At 67.7% G+C, this 12127-nt stretch carries 11 protein-coding genes and 1 pseudogene; 10 read left to right on the top strand and 2 right to left on the bottom strand.

The window, feature by feature from the left end:
* Positions 1 to 270 precede the first annotated feature (270 nt).
* Positions 271 to 591: pseudogene (locus tag O3684_RS04695) on the bottom strand (transposase); the annotation flags it as partial.
* Between the two features lie 215 nt (positions 592 to 806).
* On the opposite strand from O3684_RS04695, the gene O3684_RS04690 reads away from it, so the two are divergent.
* The 4 genes from O3684_RS04690 (at position 807) to O3684_RS04675 (ending at position 4585) form a co-directional block, all read left to right on the top strand.
* On the top strand, positions 807 to 1532 hold the full coding sequence (locus O3684_RS04690; protein WP_500065352.1) for a hypothetical protein: 726 nt from the start codon (positions 807 to 809) through the stop codon (positions 1530 to 1532).
* Between the two features lie 140 nt (positions 1533 to 1672).
* Positions 1673 to 2389: a hypothetical protein gene (locus O3684_RS04685; RefSeq protein WP_500065351.1), complete on the top strand. Its 717-nt coding sequence runs from the start codon at positions 1673 to 1675 to the stop codon at positions 2387 to 2389.
* Between the two features lie 586 nt (positions 2390 to 2975).
* Complete coding sequence (locus O3684_RS04680) at positions 2976 to 3692, top strand: hypothetical protein (RefSeq protein ID WP_500065350.1); 717 nt, start codon at positions 2976 to 2978, stop codon at positions 3690 to 3692.
* A gap of 293 nt (positions 3693 to 3985) precedes the next feature.
* On the top strand, positions 3986 to 4585 hold the full coding sequence (locus tag O3684_RS04675) for a hypothetical protein (protein ID WP_500065349.1): 600 nt from the start codon (positions 3986 to 3988) through the stop codon (positions 4583 to 4585).
* Positions 4586 to 4851: 266 nt separating this feature from the next.
* On the opposite strand, the gene O3684_RS04670 is transcribed toward O3684_RS04675, so the two are convergent.
* Positions 4852 to 5346 carry an inorganic diphosphatase gene (locus O3684_RS04670; RefSeq protein WP_500065348.1) on the bottom strand — a complete coding sequence of 165 codons (495 nt, stop codon included), beginning with the start codon at positions 5344 to 5346 and terminating at the stop codon, positions 4852 to 4854.
* A gap of 102 nt (positions 5347 to 5448) precedes the next feature.
* On the opposite strand from O3684_RS04670, the gene dacB reads away from it, so the two are divergent.
* The 6 genes from dacB (at position 5449) to folE (ending at position 12127) form a co-directional block, all read left to right on the top strand.
* Positions 5449 to 6804: a D-alanyl-D-alanine carboxypeptidase/D-alanyl-D-alanine endopeptidase gene (gene dacB / locus O3684_RS04665; protein WP_500065347.1), complete on the top strand. Its 1356-nt coding sequence runs from the start codon at positions 5449 to 5451 to the stop codon at positions 6802 to 6804.
* Between the two features lie 4 nt (positions 6805 to 6808).
* Positions 6809 to 7651, top strand: a complete 843-nt coding sequence (locus O3684_RS04660) for a zinc-dependent metalloprotease (protein ID WP_500065345.1) — start codon at positions 6809 to 6811, stop codon at positions 7649 to 7651.
* Complete coding sequence (gene tilS / locus O3684_RS04655; protein ID WP_500065344.1) at positions 7641 to 8771, top strand: tRNA lysidine(34) synthetase TilS; 1131 nt, start codon at positions 7641 to 7643, stop codon at positions 8769 to 8771. The genes O3684_RS04660 and tilS overlap by 11 nt, the downstream gene beginning before the upstream one ends.
* 173 nt (positions 8772 to 8944) lie before the next feature.
* Complete coding sequence (hpt, locus tag O3684_RS04650; RefSeq protein ID WP_034474950.1) at positions 8945 to 9499, top strand: hypoxanthine phosphoribosyltransferase; 555 nt, start codon at positions 8945 to 8947, stop codon at positions 9497 to 9499.
* Positions 9500 to 9524: 25 nt separating this feature from the next.
* Entirely contained in the window at positions 9525 to 11561 is a 2037-nt protein-coding gene (gene ftsH, locus O3684_RS04645) for an ATP-dependent zinc metalloprotease FtsH (protein WP_500065342.1), read from the top strand.
* Positions 11558 to 12127, top strand: coding sequence for a GTP cyclohydrolase I (gene folE / locus O3684_RS04640; RefSeq protein ID WP_500065341.1), 570 nt, complete (start codon positions 11558 to 11560; stop codon positions 12125 to 12127). Before ftsH ends, folE begins: the two co-directional genes overlap by 4 nt.

The following is a 12127-nucleotide window of genomic DNA, read 5'->3' as shown; positions in this document are numbered from 1 at the left end:
GTATCGGGGAGTGTGCGCTGCGTGGCTCGTGGGCGGTGGTTTGCGGGAAAAAGTTCTCCCTGCTCGGGTTGTTTGCTTCCTGGCCGGGATAATTTTCTCCCTGCTCGCGTTAAATGGGCCGAATTGTGTGTTTTTTGCTGTGCTGGGAGAGTTTTGTACCGGTTTGGCCTTGAGGTGGGGGTTGCCGGGAGAGTTTTGTACCGGGGAGTGTGCGCTGCGTGGGTCAAGTCCTGTGGAGTGGTGTAATCGTTTTGTGTCCTTCGGGTTGGGTTATGCGCTGAGTTGGAGTGGGGGTTCCTCCTGTTGGGTGGGTTGGGGTGTGAGTCGTGATTTGGTGAGGATGTCGAGGCTGAGGTAGCGTCGGCCTTCGGCCCATTCGTCGTTTTGTTCGGCGAGGACGGCTCCGACCAGGCGGATGATTGCGTGGCGGTTGGGGAAGATTCCCACGGTGTCGGTGCGTCGGCGGATTTCGCGGTTGAGGCGCTCGTTGGGGTTGTTGGACCAGATCTGGGTCCACACCCCGGTGGGGAAGGACGCGAACGCGAGGACGTCTGCCCTGGCTTGATCGAGGTGATCACACACGGCGATGAGTGCCGTCCGGTGGTGCGCCTCAGCCCCTTGAGATGCGCGTTAAGGGGTCGAGGTGGCCACCTGAGGGGCCGCGATAGCCACTCAATGGGCCGCGAGTCTTACCTGGTGCTGCCGTCATGAGGCCACAAGTTCCGGATGGCGCGCCCGGCGCAGAAGAGTGCCCCGACGAGGAATCCGCGAGCGCGCTTGTGGGGTCATGTGGCTAGCATGAAGGCATGGAGAACTCAGCCCTTCAGAGCGACCGACACGAACCCGGCGCGGCGTCGGCCGGCGAAGAGGTGTCCGTCCCGCTTGACACCTCGACTAAGCGCGCGTTCCGCGTCTTCGTCGGACTTATCGTCATCGTCGTGTACGGGCTGTTCTGGCGATTCGGCCTGCGCGGCTCGTGGGGGCAATGGTCGATGCGCGCCCAGATGGCGGCCGCCGTCATCCCCGCTTTCTTCATCCTCCTGTGGGTCCCCGTGGTCTGGGCTTCGCTTCGGTGGACGCTCCGTGACTTCATCAGGGCCCAGAAAGCCCCCCTCCTCGCCAAGCATGCGAAGAAGCCTCGCCCCTTCGCCGCCGCCTTCTCCTTTGTCCTCGCTGCCGGCATCCTCGCGTTCGTCGCCTCCCGGGCATGGGGAAGCTACGGCCTCGCTGTCCAGGACTGGTGGGACGGACCGATCCGCCACGAGAACGTGAGCTGCCAGAACGCGCACAAAGAAGGGGACGAGACCTTCCTGAAGCGCGCAAACAAAACCTACGTCATCTTCGACCTGGTGAGTGCCGACGGATACTCGCAGCACTTCGAGTTCGGGCTCTCCGACCTCGAAAAGGAGATGGAACGCGAGGATAGCCCCTACAACGCCATCATGACCCTGTGCGAGGCGCAGGGCCCCGGCTTCGGCGTCTCCGTCTACGAGCGCACGGGCATCATCGCCGAAGCCTGGCGACGCGTCTAGGGGACGCGGCGCGAGCGCGGGGGTCGCGGCGGTGCTCGCTCCCGGCCCGTCTGGTTGAGTCACGTTGTTCGGGGACGGGCCGCTCCCGCTGATTGATACTGCCTGGCAGACAGGGGCGAGGACTGGGCTACTGTGGCCGCATGGCAACGACTTCGGATACGGCTGCGCAGACGGCCCCCGGTAATTTGATGCATAAGCTCTTCACCTCGAAGAATCTGACGCCCGCGCAGAGGCGCTCGAGGTGGGTGATCATCGGTATCTGGGTCATCCAGGCGTACCTCGTGGTGTGTGTCTTGGTGGGGGCCGACCCGTGGACGATATGGAGGCTGTACGCGGGCCTTGCCGGCCTTGGGGTGCCGCTCCTGGTTCTCGTGTTCTGGTTCCCGGTTGTCTGGGCCTCGTTGCGGTGGCTCGCGCGGGTGGCCTGGAGGTGCGTCGTTCCGTCGTCGTCGGGCAGGCGCGGCGGCGTTGCGTCGCTCCTCGCTCCGCTCCTTGGGCTCGGGATGTCCGCGTCGATCCTGTGGGCGTTTGGGTACGCCTCGCTGTATTTCCTGACCCCCTACGTCCAGGATTGGCGTTCGGGGACCGTGCGCCACGAGGCCGTCACGTGCCGTGATTTCGACGTGGACAACAGCGTCACGCACTCCGGCAAAGCACAGTACGTGTTCGAGTTGGTCAGCTCGGACGGCTCGTCGTGGGAGTACAGGGAACGCAAGAGGTGGATGGATGACAGGGTGGAGGCGGGCGAACAGCCCTACGCGACGGTCATTGACGCGTGCCGCTCAGAGGGTGCGGAGATCGGGATCGTCGTGTACCCCCACTCGGGAACCATTATCGAGGCGTGGAGGAATCACTGACGCCGCTCACTTCACGCCGGTGCGAGGCTGGGCTTGGCGCGCCGCTGGATCGCGCGCTGGGAGATACGATTGGCGAGTGACAAGCGACGAGTCAGCATCGGGAGGAGCCGCGTCGGGGGATGCCTGTGCCCATCACCGGCGTGTACAGCTGGGGCTCGATCATGCCCTACGCCGTGAGGCTCTGAGCCGCGTCGTTGCTTGATCGTCCGGGGGCCGGGCAGACAGTGAGTCTGCCCGGCCCCCGGCGTTTGTGTGTGCGCCTGTGCGGGGGTTGCCGGGGGAGTTTTGTACCGGTGTGTGTGCCCTGTGCGGGGGTGCCAGCGCTCCACTAGGTGGGTTTACGTGCGCATTGGTGGGTCGAGGTGGCCACCAGGTGGGCTACCGATGCCACCCAACAGTGGGTAGGTGCGCGTCGACCCCTTGATGCGCACGTAAACCCGCTATTTCGCACCTGAACCCGCTATTTCGTTCGTGGGCGGCCCTGCCCGCGCTCGGATTAGCGGGTTAACGTGCGAGCTTGAGGGCCCACACTCGTATGAGAGGGTTTACGCGCGGGTTGTGGGGCCTGTTCGCTAGCATGAACGGCATGAGTGCCCCGGACGTCAGCAGCAACACCACGCCGAGCAGCACAACCCCCACGAGCAGCACCACTCCCACGGTCCCACGCGTCGTCAAGCCGCTGTCCGCGTTCTGGCGCACCCTGGCGCTCCTGTCCTTCGTGGTGTTTCCGGCGTGGTCCTTCATTGGGTTCTTGACCAGGGATCACTGGGGGCAGTGGGCGTTCCACTTGGGTCAAGCGAGGGTGATTGTCGCGGCCATCGCTGTCCTCGCGTTCCTCCCCATCGTCTGGTCTGCGTTCAGTCGCTTCGCGATCGACTTGATTCGCCGGATCAAGCCGTCGCCCATCGGCAAGCATGCGCCGGAAGCCCACCCCGGCACCGCGTTCCTGGGTGTTGTGGCCTCGCTCGTGGTGTTCGGAGTGGTTGGCATGACCGCCTGGGATCTCGGCGGGCAGACTGCCCTCGACTGGCGCGATGGCCCCGTCATCCGCGAGGGCGTCACGTGCACCGCCATGACTCCCGAGGAACGCGACGACGGCCCCTTCGTGCACATCGAGCTCACCCAGGGCGACGGATCCGTGCGCGCATACGACCTGCGCCAATACGAGCTCGACCGCCACGCCGCGAAAGGCACGCCCCTCTACAACACGATCGTCGAGGCCTGCCAGACCCCCGGCACGCAGATCGGGATCTCCCTTTACGAGCGCACGGGCACCATTGTCGAGGCATGGAGGAGTCACTGACGCCGCTCTCCTCGCGCGGGTGCGAGATGCCTCGCGGACGCGGCGGTCGGCACGCAGTCGACGCTGCTCTCCTCGCGCGGGTGCGAGGCGGGACCACGGGTGCCGCTGGATCGCGCGCTGGGAGATACGATGGGCGAGTGACAAGCGACGATTCGATATCGGTCGAAGCTGCGTCGGGGGATGCCTGTGCGGGTGAAGCGCCGCGGGCGAATTCTTCGAGTGGGGCGGCGGCTAGTTCCCAGGGTGAGGGCGAGATGAGCGGTTGCGGTGGCCGCGTGGCCTGTGGAGTGCTCATGACCGTCGTCGCCTTGCTTTACCTGTGCGTGTGGATGCTGCTGTGGCGCTATGACCTGGGTGAGGAGGCGCTTCGGGGGCGGGCCCGTTTCATCGGTGCCCCGATAATGTTCCTTCTCGGATGGGTTCCGCTCGTCCTGCGCCTACTCGCATGGCCCCTCCGCTTCGTGTTCTCCCTGCGCGCGCCGGACGTGGGGTGGGGGAGTGTGGGTTGGTTTGCTGCCCTGACTGTTCCGTTTCTTGTCACCGCTCTCGTGGTGGGCGGCGTCGCGTGGCGGGGCTACTCGTATGCCGCTCCAGCCCTGGCCGACAGTCGGTCGGGGCCGGTTCGCTACGAGTCGGTGAGCTGCGACGGGATGTATCGGGCCGTCAACCACACTAACGACGATGCTGGCGACATCGAGTACGTCTCCATGACGCTGACGAGCCCCGATGGGCTTGACCTTCCGGTGCGCGTCGCGTCGGCCGAGTTTGAGCGCAGACTTCGCGCCCACGACGAGCCCTATGTGTCCCTCGACGAGCTGTGTCGAACGCCCGGCACGCTCACGAGCGCCGAGGTTTACCCCCGCACGGGTATCCTCGCCAGTCTCGGTGCTTGACGCTTCTCTGCGAGAAAGACTTGCAGTTCGGGCTCCTGTAAGCCTCATGGGAGCGACGTCGGACGCTGCACCCCAGCGATCGGATAACAGCCTGAAGGGGTTTGTGACTGCGAAGAACCTGACGCCCGCGCAGCGGCGCTTCAGGCGACTCGTCGGCGGGAACGAGGAACGTGGGCAGTCAGGGGAAGCGCCGCAATGAGCAGTGCGCAGACAAAGAGGGGGCCGCGCGGACGCTCGTCCGCATGGCCCCCTCACAAGCCGTCAGCTCAGTGCTCGCCCTCGTGGTCCTTCAGGCGCTCGTAGGAGCGGCGAATTTCGGCCTCGGCCTCTTCGCGGCCCACCCAGTGGGCGCCCTCGACGCTCTTGCCGGGCTCGAGGTCCTTGTAGACCTCGAAGAAGTGCTGGATTTCCAGGCGGTGGAACTCCGACACGTCCTCGATTTCGGTACGCCACGAGGCGCGCTGGTCGGAGGCGGGCACGCACAGGACCTTGTCGTCGCCGCCCTTCTCGTCGCGCATGCGGAACATGCCGAGCGCGCGGCAGCGGATCACGCAGCCGGGGAACGTGGGCTCTTCGAGGAGGACGAGGGCGTCCAGCGGGTCGCCGTCCTCGCCCAGGGTGTCGTCGATGAAACCGTAGTCGTCCGGGTAGCGGGTCGAGGTGAAGAGCATACGATCGAGGCGGATGCGACCCGTCTCGTGGTCAATCTCGTACTTGTTTCGGTTCCCCTTGGGGATCTCGATGGTCACGTCAAATTCCATGGCCGTGCCTTCCGCGTCAGCCCCGAAACTCGGGGGTCCAGTTGGTTGTGTGGGCACATGGACAGGTAGTGTAGTTACCGAAATAACCACGAAGGGACATCCATGCATCGCACGTCTATGGGGGCAATTGTAAGCGCTAGCGCCGCGCTCGTGGCGACGGCGGCGCTGGTGGGTTCCGGCTGCTCCCCGCAAGCGGCTACTCCGGCGGACGCTCCCACGGCCTCGACCCTTGAAGCGGCACCGGTTTCGGGCGACGCGAAGGGTGCGGGGAATCCGGTGAGCGCCGCGGACGTGGAGGCCCTGTGGGCGCCGGTCGCGGCGGCCGCAGCCGAGGGCGGCTACACGGCGTGGGGCACGGTCGTGGACGCGCAGACCGGCGAGGTGCTGCTGGACGCGGATGCGTCGACGGCTCACACGCCGGCCTCGACGACGAAGACGCTCACGGCTTTCACCGCGCTGGCGAACCTGGACCCGACGGCGACGCTGACGACGAGCGCGCTCCTGGGCACTGACAATCAGACTCTCTACCTGGACTCCGAGGGCGACCTGCTCCTGGGCATCGGCACCTCCGACGAGGTCGAGGTGTCGGGGCGCGCGGGCCTGCAGACCCTCGCGAACGATGCGGCGGCAGCTCTGAAGCAGCGCGGCATCACCTCGGTGACCCTGAACTGGCGCGGCTCACTCTTCGACGGGGCCTCGCACCTGGCGTCGTGGGACGCGCAGGAGGTCGGCTCCTACGAGGGGCACGTTGGGCCGATGGCGATCGACGCGGGGCGCACCTACGAGGGCGCTAACGCTTTCTACGCGGACGGACCTGGTCGCGTCGCCGAGGTTTTCTCGCAGGCGCTGGGTGCCGCCGGCATCACGGCGACGCTCGGCGAGGCCGGGGACGGTCCGGCGGGCGCGGCCACTATCGCGTCGGTGAGCTCGGCGACGATGGGGGAGCAGCTGCGCTGGATGCTCGCGCACTCCGATAACACTCTCGCGGATCAATACTGCCGCTTCGCCGCGCGCGCCGCCGGTTCCCCCTCGACCTACGAGGGCGCGACCGAGACGGTGCGTCAGGCCCTGACGCAGGCCGGTGTCCCCACGGACGGACTCACCTTGGAGGACTGCTCGGGCCTGTCCAGCAACGATAAGATCAGCGCCAACACGCTGGTCGGCGTCCTCAAGGCCTCGTACGCGGGGCAGGGAACAGGCGCGGACACGATGCGCCTTCTGCCGTGGGCGGGCCTCGTGGGCACGCTCTCCCAGCGCATGACCGAGGCCCCGGCCGCGGGAAACGTGCAGGCCAAGACGGGTTCGCTCCAGGAGGTCACCTCCCTGTCGGGCTCCGTCTTGACCCAGAGTGGGCGCGTCCTCCTCGTGTCGATCGGGCATGATCACGTCACCGAGGGCGCCTACGCCACGCGCGGGCACCTGGACGCCTTCGAGGAGGGCCTGGCCGGGCTAGACTAGGCCCATGGATATGCCGTTTGGCCCGCGCGACGTCGCGGGAGTTCTCGCCTCGCTGTCGTATGCGGGTCCGTCGGCCTCCCGCGTGGGTGCCTCCGCCGTGGTGGCGCGCCTGCGTCGTTCGGTGGCCTGGTCGGACCGTCGGCTCGCCGCGCTCTCCACCCTGCCCGAGGCCTCCGCGCAGGTCGCCGCCTCCTCGACCATCGTCGTGGATCGGCGCGGGCTGATCCGCTCGGTGGGCTCGCTCCTGGATAACTTCGAGGACACGCGCACACCCCTCGTCTTGGCGGCCGAAGCCGTCATCCTGCGCGCCCTGGCCAAGGACGCCACGGGCATCTGGGACGTGCGCACGGGGCGTCGGATCCTCGTGGCCCCCAACGTGCTCGCGGACGCGCAGCGCTACGCCCTCGACCAGACGGATTGGTGCCGGTGGGTGTCCCTGTGCACGGGCCTGCGCGGCGTCCACCTCACCCACGCCCCCTACCTCGTCCCCTACATCGCTGACCTGATGCGCGCGCTGCCCGAGCGCAGCGACGAGCTCGTGCGCATCGTCCTGCTCCTGGACGCGCTGCCCACCGCCGAGATGGAGGTCCTCACGCCTCGCGACCTGCCGTCGATCCAGTGGCTGCGCACCCACCGCGCGCACGCCGGCGGGGTGGCGCTGGTGCGCGCGTGCGCGGCGGCCGGTATGCCGCTGGCTGGCGTCGAGGCCCTCCAGGCGCAGACCGAGGGCTTCGCGCGCACGGTCGTGCGCGAGGGCGCGATCACCCGCCTCCTGTCGGGCGTCGAGGCGCTGCCGACCGCAAGCGAGTACGCGGATCCGTCCGCGTGGCTGGCGCGTGTGCGCTGACGCCTCCCGCCTCGTGGGGGCGAACCCGCGCGGCTCCCTGCGCACCTGCTCCCTCGCTGTGCGCGCTTGTCTGACCTCCTTCATCGACGAGGCCGGGGCCCCTCCCGCTCTCGTCGTCGGTCTGTCGGGTGGCGCGGATTCGTTGGCGTTGGCGTTGACGACGATTGACGTGGCGGCGCGAGCGGGGATCCCGGTGGTCACGGTGACGGTCGATCACGGGCTGCGCGAGGGGAGCGCCGAGGAGGCTCGCCGCGTCGCGGATTTGGCGGCATCCCTGGGGGCGCGCGCCGTTGTCGAGACCGTGACGGTGGGAGGCCCCGGAGGCCCCGAGGGTGCGGCCCGCGACGCGCGGCGCGCGGTCCTGCGTGCGGTTGGTGTGCGCGAGGGTGCCCCGATCCTCCTCGGCCACACGATGGACGACCAGGCCGAGACGGTGCTGCTGCGCCTGGCGCGCGGCTCGGGCCCCTCCTCGCTGCGGGCCATCGCCCCCATCTCGCGCGAGGCGGACGGGGTGACGTGGCTGCGCCCGCTCTTGAAGCTGCGGCGAACAGATACGCAGGAGGCGTGCGCCCAGGCGGGCCTCACCCCGGTGCACGACCCCACGAACGACATCGACGGCCCCTGGCGGGCCGCCGACGGGAGTCCGCTGCGCCGCTCGGCCCTGCGGCACGGGGCGATGCCGGCCCTGGCCTCGGCCCTGGGTGTCGATCCCGTCCCCGCGCTGGCGCGCACCGCCGCCCTGTGCGCCGAGGACGACGACGCCCTCATCGACCGAGCGCGCGAACTCGCTGACGCCGCGCGAGTCGCCGCCTTGCGCGTCGCCGACGAAACGGACCCCGGTGGCGCGGACTCGCCCGTGGCGCTCGCGGTCGCCCCCCTGCGCGGCGCTCCCCGGGCGGTGCGTACGCGGGCTCTGCGTGAGGGGGCACAAGCGGCGGGAATCCGGGCGCTGTCCAGTGCTCACGTGGACGCCATCGACGACCTCGTGGTCGCGTGGCGGGGGCAGGGGCCCATCCACCTGCCTGGGGGGAGCGCATCGCGCGTTGGACACGGAGCCCGCGCGCGCATCGTCTTCGTCGCGCGCGGGAGAGGCGACCCGACGGCCCCAGACCCCGACTGAACAGCGGGAATACGCCGCGAGAGACGCCCCCGAGAGCGGCCCGGCACCCACTGCGCGGTCACAGGATGTTGCGCTGACAGTGAGAATCTCATCCTTCCTGGTACAGGCGAGCGTTTGTATGGCACGCTTATAGTGGAATCGCTCGCGTAGCATCGATACGAAAAGAGGACACGGTGGACGCCACCGACATGGGAAACGACCTGAAGGAAATCCTGGTCACCGCCGAGGATATGGACCGTCGGCTCGCCGAAATGGCCGAACAGATCGACCGCGACTACGCGGGTGAAGACCTGCTGCTCGTCGGCGTTCTGCGCGGTGCCGTCATGGTGATGGCGGATCTGTCGCGCAAGCTGCACACCCCCCTCGAGATGGACTGGATGGCCGTGTCCTCCTACGGTTCGGGTACCAAGACCTCGGGCGTCGTGCGCATCCTGAAGGACCTCGACCAGGACGTCGCCGGACGTCACGTGCTGATCGTCGAGGACATCATCGATTCGGGCCTGACGCTGTCGTGGCTGCAGGCGAACCTGCTCGGACGTGGTGCCGCCTCCGTCAAGATCGCGACCGCCCTGCGTAAGCCCGAGGCCGCGAAGGTCGACGTGGACGTCGCCTACGTGGGCTTCGATATTCCCGACGAGTTCGTCGTCGGTTACGGCCTGGATTACGCCGAGAAGTACCGCAACATGCCCTTCGTCGGCACGCTGCAGCCGCACGTCTACACCAACTGAGAACGCCTACCTGTAAGGGATGCCCGTGAACGAGAAGATCAAGAACAAACGCCCCAGCCTGGGGTGGGTGCTGGTTCCGCTCATCGTGCTGCTCGTGGGCGGTTGGTTCCTCTGGCAGACGAACCAACCGCGTGCGGTGACGACCTCGGAGGGCCTGGCGCTCATCTCGGGTGACACGGTGGAGCAGGTGGTCCTCAACGAGGGCACCCAGCAGGTGAATCTGACGCTCACGGAGAACTACGTCCACCAGTCCACCGGCGGCGACGACAGGACCATCGATCTGGGTAAGCGCGTGTACTTCACGTACTCCTACGTGCAGACGAAGGACATCTTGGACACGGTGGCCGACAAGGCGCCCGCCAAGGGGTGGAACGCGGTGCGCCCGCAGTCCGGTGCTTTCGGCGCGATTATTCAGCTGCTGATTCCGCTGCTGATCCTCATGGGCGCGTTCTACTTCGTCATGCGTTCCATGTCGGGCTCGCGCATGATGGGCGGCTTCACCCAGTCGCGCGCCAAGGAATTCAACCAGGAGCGCCCGGACGTGACCTTCGCGGACGTCGCCGGTGAGGACGAGGCCGTGGAGGAGCTCGAGGAGATCCGCGAGTTCCTGGCGTCCCCGGACAAGTTCCACAAGGTGGGTGCGCGCATCCCGCGCGGTGTCCTGCTCTACGGTCCTCCCGGAACCGGTAAGACGCTCCTCGCCAAGGCCGTCGCCGGCGAGGCGAATGCCCCCTTCTTCTCGATCTCCGGTTCGGAGTTCATGGAGCTGTACGTCGGCGTGGGTGCCTCGCGTGTACGCGAGCTTTTCGAGCGCGCGAAGAAGAACGCGCCGGCCATCATCTTCGTCGACGAGATCGACGCCGTGGGTCGCCACCGCGGCAGCGGCATCGGCGGTGGCAACGACGAGCGCGAGCAGACGCTCAACCAGCTCCTCGTGGAGATGGACGGCTTCGACGAGCGCGCCAACATCATCCTGATCGCGGCGACCAACCGCCCCGATATCCTCGACCCGGCGCTGCTGCGCCCGGGGCGTTTCGACCGCCAGATCGCCGTCGAGGCCCCCGACCTGAAGGGCCGCGAGGCCATCCTCAAGGTCCACGCGCAGGGCAAGCCGCTCACCGCGCAGGTGGACCTGCGTCAGATCGCCAAGCGCACCCCCGGCTTCACGGGCGCGGACCTGGCGAACGTCCTGAACGAGGCTGCGCTGCTCACCGCGCGTTCGAACATGCAGTTCATCGACGAGCGCGCTATCGACGAGGCCATCGACCGCGTGATCGCGGGCCCGCAGAAGCGTACTCGCGTCATGAACGACCACGATAAGGCCGTGACTGCCTACCACGAGGCCGGCCACGCCCTGGCCGCCGCCGCGCTGAACTACACGGATCCGGTCACGAAGGTGACGATCCTGCCGCGCGGCCGCGCGCTGGGCTACACGATGGTCATGCCCACCGAGGACCGCTTCAACAAGACCCGCAACCAGCTCCTCGACGATCTGGTGTACGGCATGGGCGGGCGCGTCGCCGAAGAGATCGTGTTCCGCGATCCGTCGACCGGCCCCGCGAACGACATCCAGCAGGCCACGAAGACGGCCCGCGCGATGGTCACTGACTACGGCATGAGTGACCGCATTGGCATGGTCAAGCTCGGCGACGCCGACACCGAGGCCTTCGGCCACGGGTCCGGCGAGGCCCCGCGTTCCTTCTCCGATGAGACCGCCGCGATCATCGACGAGGAGGTGCGTCGCCTCCTCGACAACGCGATGCGCGAGGCGTGGCGGATCCTCTCGGAAAACCGCGGCGTCCTCGACACGCTGGCATCGCGCCTGCTCGAGGAAGAGACCCTCGACGAGGCGCAGCTGCGCGAGATTTTCAAGGACGTCATCAAGGCCCCCGAGCGTCCCGTGTGGAACTACCAGTCCGACGCGGCCGTCCCCGGCGTGGTTTTGGGCCACCCGGTCGGCATCAAGGCCGAGGACGAGTGGACGTCCGTTCCCGTGCAGGGTATCGACGTGTCGCCGACTGACGTCATCGACGCCTCGGGCGTGGAAGAGGAGCAGGAGTGACCTACGATCCCGCAGGCGTTGAGAAGGCGTCGCGCGACCTGCTCGTCGCGATCGGGGAGGACCCCGAGCGCGAGGGCCTGGTCGGCACGCCCGACCGTATGGCGCGCGCGTGGCGAGAGATGTGCAAGGGCCTGACCGAGGACCCGCGTGAGCACCTGCGCACGCAGTTCCACGCGGGCACCGACGAGCTCGTCCTGGTCCGCGACATCACCTTCTTCTCGGTGTGCGAGCACCACCTGCTGCCCTTCTACGGGCGCGCCCACGTGGGCTACATCCCGCGCGGCGGCGTCGTGACGGGCCTGTCCAAGCTGGCGCGCGTGGTCGAGGGATACGCGCGCCGCCCCCAGGTCCAGGAGCGTCTGACCGCCCAGGTGGCCGACGCGATCGACGAGATCCTGCACCCTCAGGGCGTCATCGTCGTCATCGAGGCCGAGCACATGTGCATGTCGATGCGCGGCATCTCCAAGCCGGGCTCGTCGACAGTGACCAGCGCGCTGCGCGGCATCATGAGCGACGGGGCGACGCGCGCCGAAATGATGGCCCTCGTCCTATCCGGGAGCCGATGA

The organism is Pauljensenia sp. 20925_1_27 (genome assembly GCF_041432835.1).
Classification (GTDB): domain Bacteria; phylum Actinomycetota; class Actinomycetes; order Actinomycetales; family Actinomycetaceae; genus Pauljensenia.
The sequence above is the reverse complement of the archived record's forward strand: the minus strand, read 5'-3'. Positions and strand labels throughout refer to the sequence as shown.

Excerpts from the sequence above, each read along its gene's own strand:
- O3684_RS04690 (WP_500065352.1), top strand. The coding sequence starts at position 807 with ATGGAGAACTCAGCCCTTCAGAGCGACCGACACGAACCCGGCGCGGCG.
- O3684_RS04685 (WP_500065351.1), top strand. The coding sequence starts at position 1,673 with ATGGCAACGACTTCGGATACGGCTGCGCAGACGGCCCCCGGTAATTTG.
- O3684_RS04680 (WP_500065350.1), top strand. The coding sequence starts at position 2,976 with ATGAGTGCCCCGGACGTCAGCAGCAACACCACGCCGAGCAGCACAACC.
- O3684_RS04675 (WP_500065349.1), top strand. The coding sequence starts at position 3,986 with ATGACCGTCGTCGCCTTGCTTTACCTGTGCGTGTGGATGCTGCTGTGG.
- O3684_RS04670 (WP_500065348.1), bottom strand. The coding sequence starts at position 5,346 with ATGGAATTTGACGTGACCATCGAGATCCCCAAGGGGAACCGAAACAAG.
- dacB (WP_500065347.1), top strand. The coding sequence starts at position 5,449 with ATGCATCGCACGTCTATGGGGGCAATTGTAAGCGCTAGCGCCGCGCTC.
- O3684_RS04660 (WP_500065345.1), top strand. The coding sequence starts at position 6,809 with ATGGATATGCCGTTTGGCCCGCGCGACGTCGCGGGAGTTCTCGCCTCG.